Raw genomic sequence first — 18,024 nt, forward strand, 5'->3', positions numbered from 1 at the left:
CGTGTCACCTGTTCATCGCACCGACGGCGCGCGCGAGTCAAATGAAGTTCGGCAAACAGGCGGCTGAAAGGATGTGACGCCTCCCGATCAGCTATCCCGCACTGGGCCAAGAGAGGCATGGGATCTCTTACGTGCACCGTCCATGCATGGGTGGCACAGTCTATTTTGATGAAAATAAGGCGGTGGCGTCATGTGCGGGGCGAGAAATGCCTTCCAACCCTCCATCAGGGCCGCCTCGTCGAGAGGTTGTCTGCACAAGGCGCAGGCAGGCTTTTTCTCGCGGTAAGCTTTGTCCTTCGCCTCCGCTTCCTTCTTCAGCCTGTCCGGCCGCTTTCCAAAAAGGGCGCGTGCCCGGATCGATTGAAAATCATAGCTTCCGCTATAATTGTAGATCCGTTTTATTGCTCCGTTTCTAGCCTCGGTCGGACCGTTTGTAAGTCGCCCGTGATCGAAGAAGTTTAATATCTCAGTGCGCCAGTTGTCGATTGTGGTGATGACGGGTGCGAAAACGTTCATATCATCGTCGGGTATGGTCGCGCGCCACTCATCAAGTGCTGCTTCTGCGGTGGCGCGATCATGTAAATCCCAAATGCTCAGCAATGCCTCTTTGGCCGCGTATGCGGAATATAGTTCGGATGAATTGGCCAACCATCCTCCGAGCTCTAACTCCTCACTGGCGCTCAACGCGGCCCTTCGTTTGAGAAAAATCCCATTCACGGCTTTGAGGGCCGGCCGCCGGTCGAGGTGAATTTTCCGCTGATAGCGGCGCCGCGCTTCATTCATGGCGTCGTTCACCCTATCCACCATGTGCCATCGGTCGGCAATAACGGCTGCCTGCGGCATCGTTCTCTGTACTGCGGTCCTGTACTGGTCCCACATGTCCATCGTGACCGTCTCAACATCTCGCCGGTTGGGCAGCGTCATAAAAAAGTTCTGCACGGACTGAAGGCTTCGGTTCGGAAGCATCTCGAACGGCCAGCTATCCTCTAGGTTAACGAAAATCGCCCGCAATTGCTTCTTTCCAAGCGTCAGCTCGTCGATTCCAATGTGGCGAGGGGCCCGTAAATTGCGCTCATGTTTTTCCAGCAGAAATGCGAAAAGCGCTTTACTGATTTCTCGGACGGTTCCCTCCGCTACGCCGGTGTCTTCGGCCACATGAGCGATCGGCTTCAGCAGCGACTGCTTTTCGATGTATTCCACCAGGCGTTTGGTCATCCGGCGGGTGCGGTGCATTCCGGGCAAGGACTGCATGACGCAAACGCCGCACTGGGGACAAGTATATCTATTGCGGCGGACATGGATATAGGTGTGTCGGCCATGAACCGGGGCATCGACATAAGTCCTGGTTGTTGTTCCCCGCTTAATCAATCTGGCAATAGTTTTACATTTCTTGCAAGCATGGGAGTCGAAATCGAAGGTGGCGGTGACTTGGTAAGCATCATTTTCGTCAACAAAGACGTCGGATACTGACCAGTTGGGGATAAGGAGGATGTTCGTCATGATTGCCGTAATGTGTTTGAAGTTGCTAACAAAATATTTCCACGCATGGAGAATTGTTGCAGATTTGGTTGTATCGGCTGTCTGTCTATCCGTTGTTGGACTACACATCGTGAATGACCGGGCTGTGTTCACAGTCAAATCGCTGCCGGTCGCTTTCGATGACGGGCTCTCTTAGCTAAGGTTTGAACGCGCTTAAGCGCGTGAGAAGCCGATCGATGCATTTTGTTGACGGTGATTTGGTGAACTTGCACTATCTCGGCTTGATAATCACCGATCTAAATCTATTAAACCACCCCGGCCACGCGTTCAAGGTCGATCGGACTGATCAAAAAAAGCAGCAAGTGACGCCGAGTCGGCGCTTAGAGATACTCAAAATATTGAATATGTCGAACTTCGCCGGCCGCCTCGTAAAGTGCGATTCTTCCCGATCCGCTCTGTCTTGAGGGGAAGAAGAAGCGCTCTATAGTGGCGGTATCTTTGACATTATCGGGTCGAATTATCGACGCTATGGTCTAGTGGTCAGTCCTCGTCGTGAGTTATTCCATTTCGGCGTTTATCAAATCGGCATCAAGTCAATCAGCCTCAAAACAGGCTAGGCCGTGTTGAGAAATGGACTAGGCAAGATCGGCGTTTTCATCAGAATTGGTGTCGGGCGGCGCATATATTTACCTGTGCTGCACCGCAGCATGTCATTTAATAGACAGGAAAGAAATCAAAAATTTACCTCCGACGTTCAGGCGTAAGCAGTAACGGAGGTACAATGACAGCTCTTAACTTTGCAATCACCGATGAAGGCATTTTCCTCGCGACCGACACGCTCGTCAGCCGTGATGGTCGTCCATTGATGTTCACAGCCAAAGTTCTGGCTCTGCCGCATTTGCACGGACTAATAACCGGGACTGGCTCGATGGTCCTGTTTCAACGCTGGTCGCTCACGGTCCTTAGCGAGATTCTGGCAATTCATATGCAGCTGCTCGATATTGATACGCCTAAGAGGCTTCGGAAAATTTGGGCCGAAATGTCGGACGAGGAGCGCGGCGACGGGCCCGCCTATATTTATCACCTATGCTATGACCCCGACATCGATCATTTTGGAGGTTTCGTATACCGCTCATCGAACGATTTCGAAAGCGAGCCACTCGGGCACGGAATCTACCCCGAGCCAGCGTTAGATATCGAGCCAGCTTCGCATCGCGAATTTCTGATCGAAGACTTCCCAGGCGATCTCGTGAGAGCATGTCGACGCCTGCGGTTCGCGCAGGACAGGTCGGATTTCGACAAACGCCAACATATCGGTGGCCAGGTCATCGCGTACATGATGCAGCGCAATGAGGCTGAAGGACAATCTATGTCCACGCTGACGACGGCGCATACGGCTTACGAATTCGAAGATTTCGGTAGCACTTACGTCGAATGCGACGATCGAACTTTTGACGACTGGTGGGTTGAGGGTGGCGAACCGAAAACCTCCACTCTAGAGCGTCAGTAACCCAATCAGATGCTATCATCTGCTCCGCGTCAGTCGTGACGTGTCGTCTAAGCGGAGAAGCTCTCTCGAGTCCAGTATGTCCCCGTAAGGGCCGCACAAAGAATTCGTCAGCGAAGTTGAGTACCATTGCAGCGGAGTAGGGTGGTGGCTCAATTTAATTTTAGTATCGGGTAAAATTTCTGAGATCGATGTGAACCGCATTCTATCGAAATATATCTGGGTATATCTGAGATATATATTTGAGTTCCGATTTTCCGAAGAATATCTTTCGGTTGCGACTCGAATTGGTCGCATACTGAAAGGAGAATACCGTGAAAAACTTGGATAATGACGAAATGATTGATCTCGGTGCCATCAGCGTCGAGACGCGCGGCATCAAGCAACTCGGCGAGCCCGATTTCGAAGATGGCGATCATTACGGCCTCGTCGGCGCGATCAGCACCGACGATTGAAAGCGATCGGCGTGCCGCCGGACGGGGGCACGCCGACCGCAGTCGTTATCGCGCCAAATGTCGATCATGTCACCTTCCCTGCGCCCAGGCCTTCACGATTGTAGGATCGGTGGCGATCACATATTCTTCGATTTGCCGGCCGATCGCTATTTTCTCCTTCCACCCCATTTTCACCTTGCCTTCGAAAGCTATTTGAGCGGAGCGCCAAGCGACCATGCGCTCTCACAGCTTCTTACCGCCGGTCTGATCGGGCCGGTCCCAGCCGAAGATTTGTCGGCGCCACCCACCTTCACGCTTCCTACCGCCAGCGTGGTTGATTTCCCGCCCGGCACGGCGTCTGCGGCGCACATCTTGCGAGTAATCTGGATGCAGCGCCGTGTGCGCGCCGAGCTTCGTCGGGTCGGCATTCTCGATATCGTGGCGCAACTGGAGCGAGGGCGTCCCCGAAACACTCGTTGCTATGATCGCGTCAGTCAGAATGTCGCCGCGGCCTTTCTCCTCAGTCGGCGGCTTGTCCCGGCGGCGGACCAATGCCTCGTGCGTGGAATCGCGATGAAACGTCTGTTAGCGCAGGGAGGCTGCGACGCGAGACTCGTGTTCGGGGTAACGATGCCGTTTTCGGCGCATTGCTGGGTGCAGGCCGACGACGTAGTTCTTTCCGATACGCTCGATATCATCCGTCGCTACCAGCCAATATTTGCTGTCTGATGACTGGCGGTTTCTACATCGACTTCAACGCCGAATCCGGGAAGCCTTCGGAGGGTCAGAGCATCTTTGGGCGCCCTCCTGACTTCACGGTCGCAAATGTGATGCTTTGGTCGAATGAGCCGATGATCGCGATCGACGCCAGGACCGTGGTCTTGGGATACTTGTTCCGAAAGGGACCGCCGAGCGTGCGCGTGCACGAAGGGGCAGGGGCAGGGGCAGACGGGAGCGCGCTCGCTGCTTCCAGTGGACGAGCCCTGCTTACCGGCTATTGGGGCGGTTATATTTTCGTCCATGTCACGCAGGGCGGCGCGCTTTACGTGCTGCGGGACCCGTCCGGTCTATTGCCTTGCTATATCCGGCGCGCGGGGGTGGAGACGGCGCTGGCTGGCGATATCACCGACCTAGCGGTACCCGGGCCGGGCAGAATCGACTTTGAAGAAATCGGTCGCATCTTGGCCTCAGGAGATGCTCGCGGCCGGAAGACCTGTCTTTTCGGCGTCGAGGAACTGATTGCAGGAGAGTGTCTCATTGTCGACCGGCTGGGCGCGATGATCGAGCCATGGTGGTCACCGTGGGACCATGTGGCTCCCAGAAAAATGTCCGTCGAGGAAGAAGCGAGCCACCTTCGCCAGACGATTGCGGATTGTATCGGCTCTTGGTCGAGCTGTTTTCCTTCGATCTTACTGGGGGCGTCTGGGGGGCTGGATTCGTCGATCGTTGCCGTAGCGGCGACTCCGCGATCGGAAAGACTGACGGCCCTAACGCTTGTCAGTCCAGGCATTGTTGGTGATGAGCGCCCTTATGCGCACGCCGTCGCTAGTTCGCTCGGAATCCGCCTACGCGATGCGCCGCTCGACCTTGCTGATATCGACGTTGAGCGTGCTGTCACGCCCCACCACCCGTGGCCAATATCTCCGATATTCAAACAGGCAGTCGGCGCCGTCCATCGGCGATTGCAGTCTGAAATACCTATCGATGCTCATTTTTCCGGCAACGGCGGCGACGGAATATTTTGCAGCATTCGCAGCGCCGTTCCGCTGCTCGATCGTTTCCTGTCCGAAGGACCAAGTATTGCTCTCGGCAAAACAATTCGGAACATATCTGATCTCACCGGCGCAGACTTCCTTTCGGTTTTCAGGCATGCTTGGACGCGGCACAGGCGCTCGGGCGGGGTACATTTGCCCCTCTACAACGAGCTTGGCCTTGAAGGGGAGGTTTTGGCGCGGACCGAGGCGCAGGGCTTCTCTCATCCCTGGCTCTTGCCGCCCGAAGACGCGCTACCCGGGAAGACGGTTCATGTCGCGTTCCTGATGCGCGCGCAAAAAAGCCTCGAGCTTTATCCGCGTCGAAGTGCACCGCCGCATATCGCGCCTCTGCTCTCCCAGCCGATCGTCGAACTGTGCCTCTCGATTCCGACTTGGCACTGGATAGCCGACGGACGCGACCGCGCCGTCGCCCGCGCCGCCTTCTCGAACCGGCTTCCAAAAACGATCATTGAGCGACGACAAAAAGGAGGTCCGACTGAGTTCAATCTCTCCATCTATCGCACGCACCGCGATCGCCTTCACGAAATGCTTAGCGGCGGAGTCCTGGCCGCCGCAGGCATCATCGATATATCCATCCTGGACGAGCCTGAAGATGTTTCCTGGCGGGGCAATGCGCGGGAGCAACGCATTCTTGCCTTCGCCGCTGCGGAGAGTTGGGCGCGGCGATGGAATGGCGGTTGAGCGAAGATGCAGACTCGGCGGTGCCGCACCTCGGCTTCCTATCCTCGGCCATGCGGTCCCACATTGCGAAGCGCTCCGGGAATGGGGCGTCTGCATCGCGCTTGCCCAGCAGCCAATAGTCGAACCATGCTATATTTTCGCGCATGGCGAGCATCCGGTTCGACGGAATATGAAAAATGTGCGTCTCGTCGGATGCCGGGCTGGCGCCAGGATAGTAGGTTAGCTGGGTCGGTACTTTTGCTGCCCGGAGAGCATCGAACAGTTCGGCCTGCGACGGGGAGGCGGCCGCGACCTGCTGCAAGACCGGTGTGCAGACTTTCGTGGCGTTGAGGGAGGGAGCGAAGCGGCGATATTGTTCCCAATGCTCGCTCATCGGGGACCCGCCATAGACGGGGTCGTAGCTCGCCGGCCATCCGGCGTAGCCGGAAGGCTCTAGGAAGCCGCCATCGCCGCTCGACGCGGCATTGAAGATTTTGGTCTGTGTGACCGCGACATTGACCATTTGCGCACCGCGGCTGTAGCCCGCGATGCCGACGCGGGCAGGGTCGACGAGGCCCTCGGCCGCAACGTCGTTCACGGCGTCCACGAGGCTATGGACGCCCTCAATCCAGATGAGCTGTCGCACGGTCTCCGGATCTGGGGGGCCATTACCTCGGGACCAAGCGCTGTAGGCCGCGCGCAGATCCGAGGATTGATAGGGCAACGGATCGTTGATCAACAGCACTACATAGCCGCGCTCCGCAAAGAGTTGAGCAGGATAGTTCCACTGGTTTTCTGCCTTGGCGAAGCGCTCGTCGGCGTCAAAGCCGTGCGTGATTACGATCGCAGGATAACGTGTGCCGGGACGAAAGTCTCGCGGGTAGAGGATATACCCCGAAGCCTTGTAGCCGTTGCGATTGATCCAAGTTCTGGCGCGCGCCTGGAGCGGCATGATCTCCTCATGGCGAGGCGACACCGTCACAATGGGCTCGACGGCGCCGCGGGCAAGGTCGACACGAACAAGTCTTGGCGGCGTCGACACGCTTTCCTCGACGCAGATCGCAACACTGAGCGGATCATCGAAACTGCACTTGGTGAGGCTGCCGGTGCCAGTGATTTCGCGCACGCCGGTTCTTTCCACCAGCACGAGGCCATAACGTGATGTCTCCAGGTTGCGCGTGCCGACGATTGCCTTCCGCCCATCGCGACTGGACGCGTAATTGCTGTCGCTGATAGCGAAAGGGAATTGGCCATAGCGGTGGCGCCGCTTGCCAGAGCCATTTTCCACAAGGTCGAGAGCTGGTCCGATGCCCGTGGCGGAAAGTGTGCCACCCCGCGGTCCCCTAAGCATCGCCAGAGTGCGCGCGTCACGCTCGTTCGATACGATGCGGATGATCTTCTGCCTGCGGTTCCATGCGCGCGTCTCGAAAACGCTGCCGGGCGAGCCATCGGGCGCCTCGGTTCTGAAAAGAATTTCGTCACCGCGCCAAATAACCTTGCCACCTGCGTGCATCGCCATTCGATCGCTGGTCGGACGGGTGATGATCCTGTCGATGCTTCCGTCCGGCGCGCGCAGGAAAAAATCGACTTCTGCCTCAATTGACGATCGCCTGCGGCTGCGCAGACGGGTCACTCCCTCGTCGAAGCGGACAGGAGGTGGACCAGACTTTGCCTTTAGCTGCGAATACCAGAGCGATTGTCCGTCAGGGGACCAGTCGTAAGCCAAGATTCCAATCTCGAGCGGCGGAGCTCCGCCACCCATAGCTACGGAGAGATCCGCCTTGCCGACTGAGACCAACTCGGGGTTCTTGATCTCCGGACTTATCTTGCCAGCGGCCGAGATCCGGTAAAGCTGAAGCCCTTCGCCGATATCGAGAAGTGCGCTCCAGTCTCCAGTCCCCGGAATATTCTCGAACGATCTCGCGATGTCGGCGCTCGCAATATTTCGCTGCGTCCTCGCATCTATATCGACGATCCGGATCTGCGCCCGTGTACGCTTCGCTTCCGCGTCGGCGGCTTCTGCAGCGTAAATCGCAAAGCGGCCGTCCGCTGAAAGCGCGAGTTCGTTTACCTCTGGTACCAGCAGGATATCCTCAAACGTCCAGGGTCGGCCCTTTCTCTCCCCCGCCGGGGAGGCAGGGGAGAGGGCCACGGCGGCAAGGAACGCCGCGGCGAACAGACCGGTCTTGTGGCGGTTCAGCATGGCCTTGACCTCACCAATCACGGCTGATCGTCAAGGCAAGAAAACGCCCGATGGCCGAATAATTCGTCGAATCGAAGGGCGTGTCGTTCGGCGCCGCCACGAGTATTTGCTCCGGCTTCGCATTCAATATGTTGAGGGCACTAACCGTGACGTCGGCAACGCCCGCGATCTTGATGCGGCCGGTGAGATCGATGGTCGCAACCGGAGAAATCTGAATCGGTACTGCGCGGCGTCGGTCCGTCACACCGCCCGTGAAACTCGAGAAGGCCGCGACCGTAAACTGGTCGCCGTCATAAGTCGCGCCGCCTCGCGCGCGAAAATGCGGCGGGTTGAAGATATTCCCCGCGAGGTCAGTGATCGGCAGATCGGGAAGCAGACGCTGTTGGCTGTCTAGCCAAGTCGCTCCGGCGCTGAGGGTCAGTGATCGGCCCACGCTCAGGTGAACGCGATAGCGGATTGCGAGATCGGCACCGCGATATCTCTGCTCGGCGATATTGCGGTCGCGCCCGTCCAGAAGAGCAACGACATTTGCCGGATCGTAGGGGCCGGTCGTGCCGTTCGCCAGCGGGCCAGCGGCGCCCGCGATCGCGGCGTTGAGTTCGGCCGCGGTCGGGTTGAAGGTCACGAGCTGCGAGTAGAGCGGGTCGGTAAGGACTCCTAGCACCGATCTCAGCGGCGGTGCGACCCGATCTCGATAGTCGATATTGAAAAGGCTCGTTACGATTTCGAGGCGTGAGGACGGGCGGAACGTGGCGCTTAGCGTCATATTCTCCGAGCGTTCAGGACCGACCTCCGGATTGGGGCCGCCGATGTAAACGAAGGTCGAGCCTGCCGGAAACTGCGTGCCATAACCAGTGACCGGCACGAGGCTTGCCGAGTATCCGGTATACTGCTGGATGAGCGTCGGCATCTTGAAGGACCGGCCCCAGGAGACACCGAGACTGAACTCGGGCACGGGTGAATAGACCAGCCCCAACTTCGGCGTCACAATGCTGCCCGAGTCCGAATAATCCTCCCAGCGCAAAGCTGCGGTGAAGGAGGCGCGATAGGCGAAGCCGAGGTTCTGATCCGGACTTGCCAGTGGAACGAACAATTCGCCGTAAGCGAATTTATTCTCTCGCGCCGGCGTGATGTTGCGCCCGGAAAATTCGCCGTGAATGCGATTCTGACGCCAACCTCCGCCCGCTGCTAGCCGGACATCGCCCGCGGGCAGGGCGAACAGCGGGCCCTCCGCGCCTGCCTCGATCGCGATATTGCGATTGTCGAAGATCCGGATCAGCTTGGCGGCAACGCCATTGGTGAAATTGTCGGTAACGCCGTAGGTCTTGTCTGTGCCGTAGAACCCCGTCAGGCGCGTTTTCCAGTCACCACCGAACTCGATCTCGAGTGTCGGGGCGATGCCGAATGTCTCGAACTCATTTACAACCCGGGTCCCGCGGGTTTCGATCGGCCGATCGACGAACAGGCCGCGCACCGACGTCATGTCGCCGCGCTTGTAGATGATGTCTGCCTTGAGGCGCACGCCCGGGGCGAACTGCTGGTGGGCGCTCAGGAGCACGCTATGGCGCTTCAGATCGGGATAGAAAGTAGAGGCGGGGTTGCTGCTTGACGAAAAACTGCGATCGCTGGCGCGGATCGCGCTGTTGTCGAAATAGTCATAAACTGCAAGGATGCCGCCGGTCGACCATTTGGTTCCGCCAAGCACGCTAAACTGCTGTTGGAAATTACCGCCATCGGTCGAGCCGCCAATCCGCGCAGTCGTCGTGAGCCCTTCATAGTCCTTGCGCAGGAGGATATTGACCACGCCCGCGACGGCGTCGGCACCATAAATCGCTGATGCGCCGTCGGTGACGATCTCGATGCGCTCGACTGCGGCGACAGGGATCGCGCTCACGTCGATCACGCTGTTCGTCCCGCTATAGGCGAAGCGGTTGCCGTTCAGCAGGGTGAGGGTAGCGTTGGGACCGATGCCGCGAAGGTTGAAGGTCGACGCGCCGTTGACGTTCGCATTTTCGTTTTGCGTGCCTTGGGCCGAGCCGATTCCCGGGTTCTGGCCACCTCCGAAATTCTGGGGAAGACTGCGGGCCACTTCGCCAAGATCAGCCAAGCCGGCGTTCTTGATGTCTTGGTTCGTGATCGTGATGACGGGGGCGGCCGGAGGAGCGCCCTCAATGCGCGTTCCCGTTACCACAATGGCTTCCTCGGAGGCCTGGTCCGCGGGCGCACCGGACCTCGGTCGCACCCTAATCACCACCGACCCATTGTCGAACCGGGCTACCAGCGATGTCCCTTGCAGCAGCCTTTCAATTGCCTCTTTGGCCGTAAAGATTCCGCGCAGCGGAGATACGGAAACGCCGTTTACCTCTTCCGCTGCGGCATAGAGTTCCCAGTCGGCCGTTGCCGCGACCGTTCTCAACGCATCGCCCAAGTCCTGTGCCGGAATGTCGAACATGTAGCGCTCGGTTTCCTGAGCGGCCAACTCCAGCGGTGACAACACCATGATTGCGCCGGCCAGTAGCGCCGGTACCGTGCGTGATTTCCAAATCTTCATAAAGCCTCCCCGAATTGCCTGCGCCGCGCGCAGGGCTATCGGGAATGCTTCGACAAGTATGGAGAGGCCGACCTTAGGCGGCCCGTGATATTTTATTGGCTGCGGAGGTATATGCCGTCCGGACGACGATGAATCTTCAGATCAAACAGATCCGCGATCCGTTTCAGGAACATCTCCGTGTCACTGATCTTGAAACGCCCTGCTGCATTTCGCTTGGCAAGCTTTGGATCTGCCACAATAATTGGAACAGATGCGTACCTGTTGGCTTCTAAAACGAGCTGATCCAGCGGGATTGAACGATGCTCTGCCCAACCGGACGGCCACTCCGCCGACGAATTGGCGCGGGGCCGAGCAGTGGAACGGGCGTGCTGATCGTCAGCCCTGTATTGGAGCGCCGTGCGGATTCGGAGCGATTGCGGCGCTGCGGCTGCGGAGGCCGTGCGCGACGCCGAGGCAAGATCGGCTTTCCCGCTGATCAATTCCACCAGGACCTGCCGGTCGTCGTTTATCATCACGTCGACGACGCCGTCGTTCGTCGTCACGACGCCTTGACCAGCCGCGAGGCGGAAAGGACGGGCGTTATTGACAACCCTCACCCGAGCCCGGCCTTGTGCCACGCGCACATACCTTGTTCCTGGGGATATCGATACCTCAATCCTTGTGTCGGAATCGAGCGTTGCCGTTGATCCATCCTCGAGTTGGAAACTGCGAATTTCGCCGCGTTTGGTCGCCAGTGGTTCCGCAGCGTGGGCAGATAAATCGACGTCCGAACCCGGGATTGGTGTTCCCCCGGCGCTGATTGTGATCGTAAACACGAAAATTGCCGCAGCGGCCGCGCCAACCATGATCCAGCGTCTCTGTGGGCGCGTGACGAGTTTTGTGGTGTTTGCCTCGCCGGTTAGCCCGGAAGATTTGAGTATCTCGGCTTGGGTGATCACGCGAGAATAGCGATCATAGGCCTGCTTGTGGCGGGGTGATGCCGCCAGCCATTGCTCGAATTGCTCCTGAAGCTGTTCGGTCACCTCGCCGCGCATCCTTATGCTCCATGCAAGAGCATCATCTTTGCGGAGGTCATTGCTCCCAGATTTCGCGATGTCATTGTCATTCATCGAGCGGGTCCACCACTTGTGCGATATGTGCCAGCGCTTTCATCATATGATATTCAACCGTTGCGATGCTGATACCTAGACGCTGATGAATCTCGCGATAGCTAAGTTCCTCGACGCGGTGCATCACAAAAACGCGTCTCGTCTTCTCGCTGAGATCTGTAACGGCGCGCTCATAGAGCCGGAGGAGATCGGCAGCTTCCATTTCAAGTTCTTGCTCCGGCGGACTGGCAAGATCATGTCCATCCTCGAGGGGAAGAAGGACGATCCTATTACGCCGGCTACTGACTGCGCGATTTATCAGCAGGTTTCGGGCAATGCGCTGGAGGAAGGCAGCCGGGTTTGCGAGGCGATGCCGCTGTTCGCTGCCGACGGCACGCAAGAACACTTCCTGCATCAAATCAGGCGCTGCTTCTGGACCAACGTGTCGGCCAAGGTACCGTAGCAAGACGGCGCCGCCATCGCGATAGGCTCTGTCCAATGTGCAGTTAACCTCGTTCGGAGCTCGGGCGGCCGTTGACAAGTTGACCGGCTTTTCCACCTCTTCGGTAGGGTCCGGCGTGGCAGGCAGGAGTGCGCGCGTAAGACGGCGGCGTTTGAATGAAGAAAATGCCAAAGGATTTATCTAGAATGGCAGTACGAGCACGCAGGCTGTCACCCGCACGCACGTCGTTCATCGCTTTCCCGCCGTTAAATTGCGCTGTGGCAATTTCATGGTCGGGCCACCCGTCCGGCAGGGACAGGCGTTTATAATGCGTGACGGCACTTCCACGCGGCGGCTGCCATTTTGCACGCTGCGCCACGGCGTCATGCCGATGACTGTGAAGATTGGCAAGCAAAACGCTGCGGGGGAAGGTGTATAGATACATCAATTTCTCCCGACATGAAATTCGGCAGTCTTGCCGAGATCACGGCGAGCTTGGTCGGTCCGTAGGCAATGTCATCAGCCGAATATATTGCTGTACCGCAGCAATGCGTCGGTGGAAATATCGTTCGATAGCGCTTCGCAATTTGGTGCCGCTTGGGTCATCGTTCGCTGCGGCTACAATGTCTTCTAGGTCCAATGCAGTGTCATTAAAAATATGGGGATCGAAACGGCGAATTGGATGGAGGCGATCGTTTCTCTTTGAGATTTCCGCGACCAGCTCACGATTGCCAGATCGGCTTGCCAGTTGCAGGAATAAACCTGCGGCTTGGTCCGGATAAGACCCATCCTCTAAAATCGCAGGCGAATCTGTTGAAGAGCAAATGATTGGGATGAGAAGAAGGTTTCGATAATGTTCAAATATATGTCTCAGTCTTAATTCATCTATTGTTGGAACGAAGAAGCCTTGGTCGGGGACGTACGAGATCATCTCTTCCGCTGCCAGTTGATGAAAAACTTCCCGAACTGGTATGACGGTGACTGATAGCCTCTGGGCAATTTGCCTCGCTTCCAGACGCGAGCCACACGGCCTTTCTCCATCCAAAAGAAGCCGCTTGATTGCGCGGTAAACGGCTTCGCGAACGCGTGCGGTGGGCATGGGGCTAGTGCAATCTGACTTGCGCCAATTCACGGAGCATTTGTCCGCAACCTTGGCGCACGGCATCGATGGTCACGCGGCATTCGGCCGACCTGCTACCCTGATGAATCAGATCTCTGGCGAAGAGCGAGATTGACGAACGGTGAAGCTCCAACTCGCCCTTTATCGGTTCCTGTGTCTTGCGATCGGTCATTTAGAACAGATCCTCCATCACGCTCTTAAAAACTCCATCTCTCCGTCGACTTATGTCTAATCTAGGCCGAATCGGCAAGGTGCCGCACATTTTGTGTATGTCGAGTCGGAGAAAAAGTCAACATTACGCGATGAGAATATTGAAAATGGTAGCTTGTGGATGTTTAAGGATAGTTTGATACTTTTAACTAGCTTGTTCACGGCTTCAGGATATTTGAAGAAAATGATATTAATTTAGAAGATAGTTCAAGATCTTTTGAGGGGCTTCATTTTATCGTGACGGACGGAAAGCCAAGATCTTTGTGGAAGTTTTTCTGCGCTTCTCGGCTCTGCGGGGCATCGAAGCGCGGTGTGGAAGAGAGCGATGCCCGCAAAGCAGCTTTTGAAGTTGCTGCTGCAGCTGCCCCAATGGTGGTGCGGGGGTGAGCGTCGCAATAGCAGCTCAGCTCATGACTAGCTCTTCGCGAGGCGCAACCAAACCGATCCGATCTCGACCCGCCAGCCAGGCTTGCGTTTCAGGAATCGGCCGAAGTCGCCGTTTTCCTCAAGCGCGTCGGTCGCGGCTACGCACGCCAATCTGTCGCGCTACACTCACTGAGGCGCCATATTGTACGAGCGCCGGCTCGCGTTCGACGGCACTGGCACGGCTATTCGCGGCGAGAGCTGTCGCCCCGATGGCACTGACCGGGCGGGCGAAGTGATGTTCAACGCCGACAAGTTCATCCACGATTCCTGCGCCATTTGCTGCGGCTTCGCACATGAGATGAAATTCCGGGCAGACGGGTTGGAGGTCCGGTCGATATTGCTGCTTCTTCGCCGATACGGCTGGAGTGGTGTTTTGGCGTGTTACCCAAACTCTTGACCATTGCGCCAAACCAACTCTGCTGGGGCGCATCTGACGAATGCGCGACCAGTGGGAGACCAGTGAAAGGGAAGGGGAGGATATCAGAGATCGCTGCAGCAGATTTGCAAATGTGAAAGAGGGAAGGAGCCAGCGGACGCCGTCCGCCGATGCCTTCGATGTCGTCCGCTTCATGAATGCGGGCAGCGACATTGACCCGTAATGGGCCTCTACGGGCGACTGCCGGAACGTAAAAAATGATCTGCCTCGCACTGAAAAACCGCCGGCTAATTCGCAAGTTGGCGCGGGGGCTGCGGCAGATGGCACCGCGCGACCGTAAGATATTTCTGGGACATTTCGTTGAAGAGGCGACCTTCATAGAACTTGCGAATCTACATTCAATCAGCATTCCTGAAGTGGAAGCGGCGCTGGGTCGCGGGCTTGAGATAGTCGCCGATATCCTTGAGCCTGAGCCGCCGCGCTGGTGGCGGTTTTGGCGGCACTAAGCGCGTTTGGCGCTTGCCAATCAGTGGCCAGCCGGACAGGGTGAAGCACATCATGCGTACCGACCTGGACCATCTTCCTGCGAATAAGCAGCGTGAATTAGAGCGCGTTGTCCAGATCATTTTCGAGGAATTCGAGGATGCACTGGCGCTCGCCCAAAAGCAGTGGAAGAAGAAAGGGCGGATCGAAAAGATCATCCTCTATGGCAGCTACGCTAGGGGCGGTTGGGTCGATGAGCCGCATACCGCCAAAGGATATCTGTCCGACTTCGATTTGCTCATCATAGTCAACGATAAACGCCTGACGGAACGCGTCGATTATTGGCTGAAACTAGATGACCGGCTCATCCGCGAACTTGCGATCGACAAGAGCCTGCACACGCCGGTGAATTTTATCGTGCATACGCTGCAAGAGGTGAACGACGGTCTCGCGCACGGGCGATATTTTTTCATGGACGTCGCGAAGGATGGCATCGCGCTCTACAGCTACGATGACAAGGAACTGCATACTCCAAAGCCCAAGACGCCCGAACAGGCGCTGGCAATGGCGAAGGAGTATTTCGGGGAATGGATGCCTGCCGCATCAGGCATACTGGAAACTGCAACCTTTAGTCGCCAGCAAGGGAGGCAAAAAGACGCCGCGTTTCTTACTCATCAAGCAGCCGAACGTCTTTACCATTGCGTGCTTTTGGTATGCACCTTCTACACCCCGCACGTCCACAACCTCGCTTTCCTTCGCACGCAGGCTGAACGGATTGATATGCGGCTGGTTGACGCTTGGCCTCGAGAGCGGCGTGAAGATCGTGCGCTGTTTGAAAAGCTGAAAGAGGCCTACGTGAAGGCCCGCTATTCGAAGCACTACCGTATCAGCCAAGAAGAATTGTTTCGACTTAACGAAAATGTCGATGCATTGGGGCAGGCCGTGCACGCGGTTTGCCTCGACCGAATTTCGGAGCTGGAAGCAAGGGTGCCTACGTCAAAGTAGCAGGTTGAGTGCTCTCTTGCTGCGAGTTGGCCAGTGGCCTTTCAGTCGAAGGTTCGCCCCTACGCGGGCATTCCCCGCCTACGACCGCGCGCGAAATTTAGACCGTCGCCGTCCCGAATGGCGGCCGGCGTGCAGTCATCTGACTGGCCCGATGGGATGATCGACGCGAGGAATAGGGTTACGGATATCATGCCGCGTCTATTCCAAGCCTGACACGTGCAAAAGTGGCGTGTCGCCGCGACTGATCGGCGACCTAGATATTGCCACGACCTAGGACAATAATGCGGCGCGTTCACGCACCGAAGCTCAAACAGAAAAGAAGGCGCAGGCTGGCCCTGCGAGAAGGATGAAAAACATCTGACGCCAGGGCTGCCGCGAGCCCCGGCACAAGGGCTCGTTCAAAACGAGTAAGCCCAATGACGAACTTCTATCCACCGAACGGCGCAATCGATCTCGTAATCGAGCCGCGCCTGACCATGCTCGACCTTGTGATCAAAGGCAGCGTCCCGCTACCGACCGCGACGCGCGCCGACATGAAGTTGATGCGCTATCTGGCATCGTTGATGCACAGCCGCGCGAGCCAGGATGTGCTAAACATGGCGGGCCTTCTGGCCGACAACCTGTTCATCGAGACGCCCGCCGTCATCGTGCGGGCAACGGCCTGCGCTGCGCCGCTGTTCCGCAGCGAGATGGAAGCCGAGGCCATCGCAACCCGGCATCCTGTCGTGCTGCTGCGGCATTCGCAGGGTCAGGCCGCGACCGATGTGACGATCGATCTCGTCCCACCCGACGACGGCGATCTCCGATGGTTTCAAGACTATCGGCTGTTCCGTGGCCTCGCAGGCGACAGCTGGCTGGTGCCCTCTGGCGCCGGCCCCTCGGTCCGATTGCTGCCTCACGGGCTCTTCCTGACCGAGCACGCGCCTTACGCCGACGACTGGGATCGGACGGCCGGCGTCGAGCGCGCCAGCGCGCATCTCAATGCCCATTTGCATGGAGGCTGGTCATGGAGATGAAAAAGCGACCTGCGCCAGACGGCCTCGATTTTGTGCCCGTAGAGGGCGGCAGCGATCCCAATCTCGTTTTCGGCGTCGTCCGACGCCGGATTGGAAAGGGAGCGATCCAGACCGCTCCTGCTTCCGTGCTCCGGCGTCTCTCGCCGGGGCGCAAGGCCGATGTCGCCGCGCCATGGGAACCTACCTGCTACCGCTGGGACGTCCTGCTTCCACCGATGGCGCACGACGATTGCCTCGATCCCAAACGCCTGTGCGAGAAGTATGAGGAGCAAGCCTGTGAAGGGTTGAAGGATCTGCTCGTCATGATGACGATCCGCTTTCCCGATGCCGACCGGCTCCATGCCATCTGGGAAGACGTACGTGCATTTGCGCGCGAGCGCCTTTGCCGTGAGCGCAGTCTCGCCGTCATCGCCGCCTTCCACCTCCCGGTCCAGATCGGCTCGACCAACCCACCGCACATCCATCTGATGGCGCTTGCCAGAGAGCTCAAAAGCTACGGCTTCACCGACTTTGTCCGGCCGCTGGCGGCAGATCCCGGCAAGGCGATCTTCGCCGCAGAGTGGGCCGAATGGCAGGCGCGGCAGGGACGCGGCGCCGACGGCTTCTGACGAGGCGCCCCCTTGCCAGCGCGCGGCGACTGACGTCGCAAAGTGCCTCGAAAGAAGAAGGTCCAGCTGTGGCTGGAGCGAATGAAGGAAAGCAGCCGCTGCCCAGCCAGCGCTGCCAACGAATGGATTGTACATGTCAAAATACCCCACCGCGACCGAGCGGGCCGAAGAAATGGAAACGCTGATGGCGGCGCTCGCCATCATCCAGGTCGCCGAACTCGATCTCGACGAGAAGCCGCCGATCCTGCCCGTGCAATGCGCGCATTATCTGATCGCTGCCGACGCCGATCTGCTCATCGTCCCCACCAAACCCTCGACCGCTGGCGATCACCATGTCGCTGAAGACATCATGTGCTTGTCGCGCTGCGACGCCCTGCTGGTCCGCGTCGCACGCCCGAGCGCCGGCGAGAAGCGAGTGCTGGTCGACATCGGGATCGACGGCCTCGTTCCCGTCTGGTTCTGGGAGTATCGGCCCTGCCTGATCCAACGCGCGCTCCATTTCGTGCCCGATCAGGACGCAAGCAAACCCGCATTCAAACTGACCAAGCACGGCCTGGAGCGGGCGGCCGACTTCGACGCCCTGAGCTCAGAGTGGCTCTGACCCGCGAAAGGTGGGGTCGCACCGACGAATATGAAAAGGA

At 57.9% G+C, this 18,024-nt stretch carries 15 protein-coding genes and 1 pseudogene; 9 read left to right on the forward strand and 7 right to left on the reverse strand.

Annotation, left to right across the window (positions count from 1 at the left end; genetic code table 11):
* Positions 1-87: 87 nt before the first annotated feature.
* Entirely contained in the window at positions 88-1,500 is a 1,413-nt protein-coding gene (locus FG91_RS11370; protein WP_161785654.1) for an ISL3 family transposase, read from the reverse strand.
* A gap of 760 nt (positions 1,501-2,260) precedes the next feature.
* On the opposite strand from FG91_RS11370, the gene FG91_RS11375 reads away from it, so the two are divergent.
* From FG91_RS11375 to FG91_RS21440, 4 genes are all read left to right on the forward strand, one after another.
* Complete coding sequence (locus FG91_RS11375; protein ID WP_037515038.1) at positions 2,261-2,989, forward strand: hypothetical protein; 729 nt, start codon at positions 2,261-2,263, stop codon at positions 2,987-2,989.
* A 311-nt stretch (positions 2,990-3,300) separates the two neighbouring features.
* Positions 3,301-3,441, forward strand: a complete 141-nt coding sequence (locus FG91_RS22030) for a hypothetical protein (RefSeq protein WP_161785655.1) — start codon at positions 3,301-3,303, stop codon at positions 3,439-3,441.
* Positions 3,442-3,498: 57 nt separating this feature from the next.
* Positions 3,499-4,149: a lasso peptide biosynthesis B2 protein gene (locus FG91_RS11380; protein ID WP_037515039.1), complete on the forward strand. Its 651-nt coding sequence runs from the start codon at positions 3,499-3,501 to the stop codon at positions 4,147-4,149.
* Positions 4,149-5,876, forward strand: a complete 1,728-nt coding sequence (locus FG91_RS21440) for an asparagine synthase-related protein (protein ID WP_037515040.1) — start codon at positions 4,149-4,151, stop codon at positions 5,874-5,876. The genes FG91_RS11380 and FG91_RS21440 overlap by 1 nt, the downstream gene beginning before the upstream one ends.
* 121 nt (positions 5,877-5,997) lie before the next feature.
* Here the strand turns inward: FG91_RS21440 and FG91_RS22540 are convergent.
* The 6 genes and pseudogenes from FG91_RS22540 to FG91_RS21450 all read right to left on the reverse strand — a co-directional run.
* Positions 5,998-8,058, reverse strand: a pseudogene (locus FG91_RS22540) (alpha/beta hydrolase family protein); the annotation flags it as partial.
* Between the two features lie 10 nt (positions 8,059-8,068).
* Positions 8,069-10,609 carry a TonB-dependent receptor gene (locus FG91_RS11395; RefSeq protein ID WP_081940545.1) on the reverse strand — a complete coding sequence of 847 codons (2,541 nt, stop codon included), beginning with the start codon at positions 10,607-10,609 and terminating at the stop codon, positions 8,069-8,071.
* 92 nt (positions 10,610-10,701) lie between these two features.
* Positions 10,702-11,718: a FecR family protein gene (locus FG91_RS11400; RefSeq protein WP_037515042.1), complete on the reverse strand. Its 1,017-nt coding sequence runs from the start codon at positions 11,716-11,718 to the stop codon at positions 10,702-10,704.
* Positions 11,711-12,112: a sigma-70 family RNA polymerase sigma factor gene (locus FG91_RS21445; RefSeq protein ID WP_235212015.1), complete on the reverse strand. Its 402-nt coding sequence runs from the start codon at positions 12,110-12,112 to the stop codon at positions 11,711-11,713. Before FG91_RS21445 ends, FG91_RS11400 begins: the two co-directional genes overlap by 8 nt.
* Positions 12,113-12,203: 91 nt before the next feature.
* Positions 12,204-12,584, reverse strand: coding sequence for a hypothetical protein (locus tag FG91_RS21765; RefSeq protein ID WP_152568091.1), 381 nt, complete (start codon positions 12,582-12,584; stop codon positions 12,204-12,206).
* A 39-nt stretch (positions 12,585-12,623) separates the two neighbouring features.
* Complete coding sequence (locus tag FG91_RS21450; protein WP_161785656.1) at positions 12,624-13,238, reverse strand: GntR family transcriptional regulator; 615 nt, start codon at positions 13,236-13,238, stop codon at positions 12,624-12,626.
* A 1,290-nt stretch (positions 13,239-14,528) separates the two neighbouring features.
* Here FG91_RS21450 and FG91_RS21770 point away from each other — a divergent pair.
* The 5 genes from FG91_RS21770 to FG91_RS11435 all read left to right on the forward strand — a co-directional run bounded on the left by FG91_RS21770 (position 14,529) and on the right by FG91_RS11435 (position 17,984).
* On the forward strand, positions 14,529-14,777 hold the full coding sequence (locus FG91_RS21770; RefSeq protein WP_152568092.1) for a hypothetical protein: 249 nt from the start codon (positions 14,529-14,531) through the stop codon (positions 14,775-14,777).
* A 52-nt stretch (positions 14,778-14,829) separates the two neighbouring features.
* On the forward strand, positions 14,830-15,759 hold the full coding sequence (locus FG91_RS11420; protein WP_037515439.1) for a nucleotidyltransferase and HEPN domain-containing protein: 930 nt from the start codon (positions 14,830-14,832) through the stop codon (positions 15,757-15,759).
* Between the two features lie 416 nt (positions 15,760-16,175).
* A complete protein-coding gene (locus tag FG91_RS11425) occupies positions 16,176-16,775 on the forward strand; it encodes a hypothetical protein (RefSeq protein ID WP_037515047.1) in 600 nt (199 codons plus the stop codon).
* The gene (locus FG91_RS21020; protein ID WP_052187521.1) at positions 16,766-17,383 is read left to right on the forward strand and encodes a hypothetical protein; all 618 of its coding nucleotides are present in this window, start codon (positions 16,766-16,768) and stop codon (positions 17,381-17,383) included. The genes FG91_RS11425 and FG91_RS21020 overlap by 10 nt, the downstream gene beginning before the upstream one ends.
* Positions 17,384-17,567: 184 nt before the next feature.
* The gene (locus FG91_RS11435; RefSeq protein WP_152568093.1) at positions 17,568-17,984 is read left to right on the forward strand and encodes a hypothetical protein; all 417 of its coding nucleotides are present in this window, start codon (positions 17,568-17,570) and stop codon (positions 17,982-17,984) included.
* The last annotated feature ends 40 nt before the right edge of the window (positions 17,985-18,024 follow it).

The sequence above is a fragment of the Sphingopyxis sp. LC81 genome, assembly GCF_000756375.1.
Taxonomy (GTDB): Bacteria; Pseudomonadota; Alphaproteobacteria; order Sphingomonadales; family Sphingomonadaceae; genus Sphingopyxis.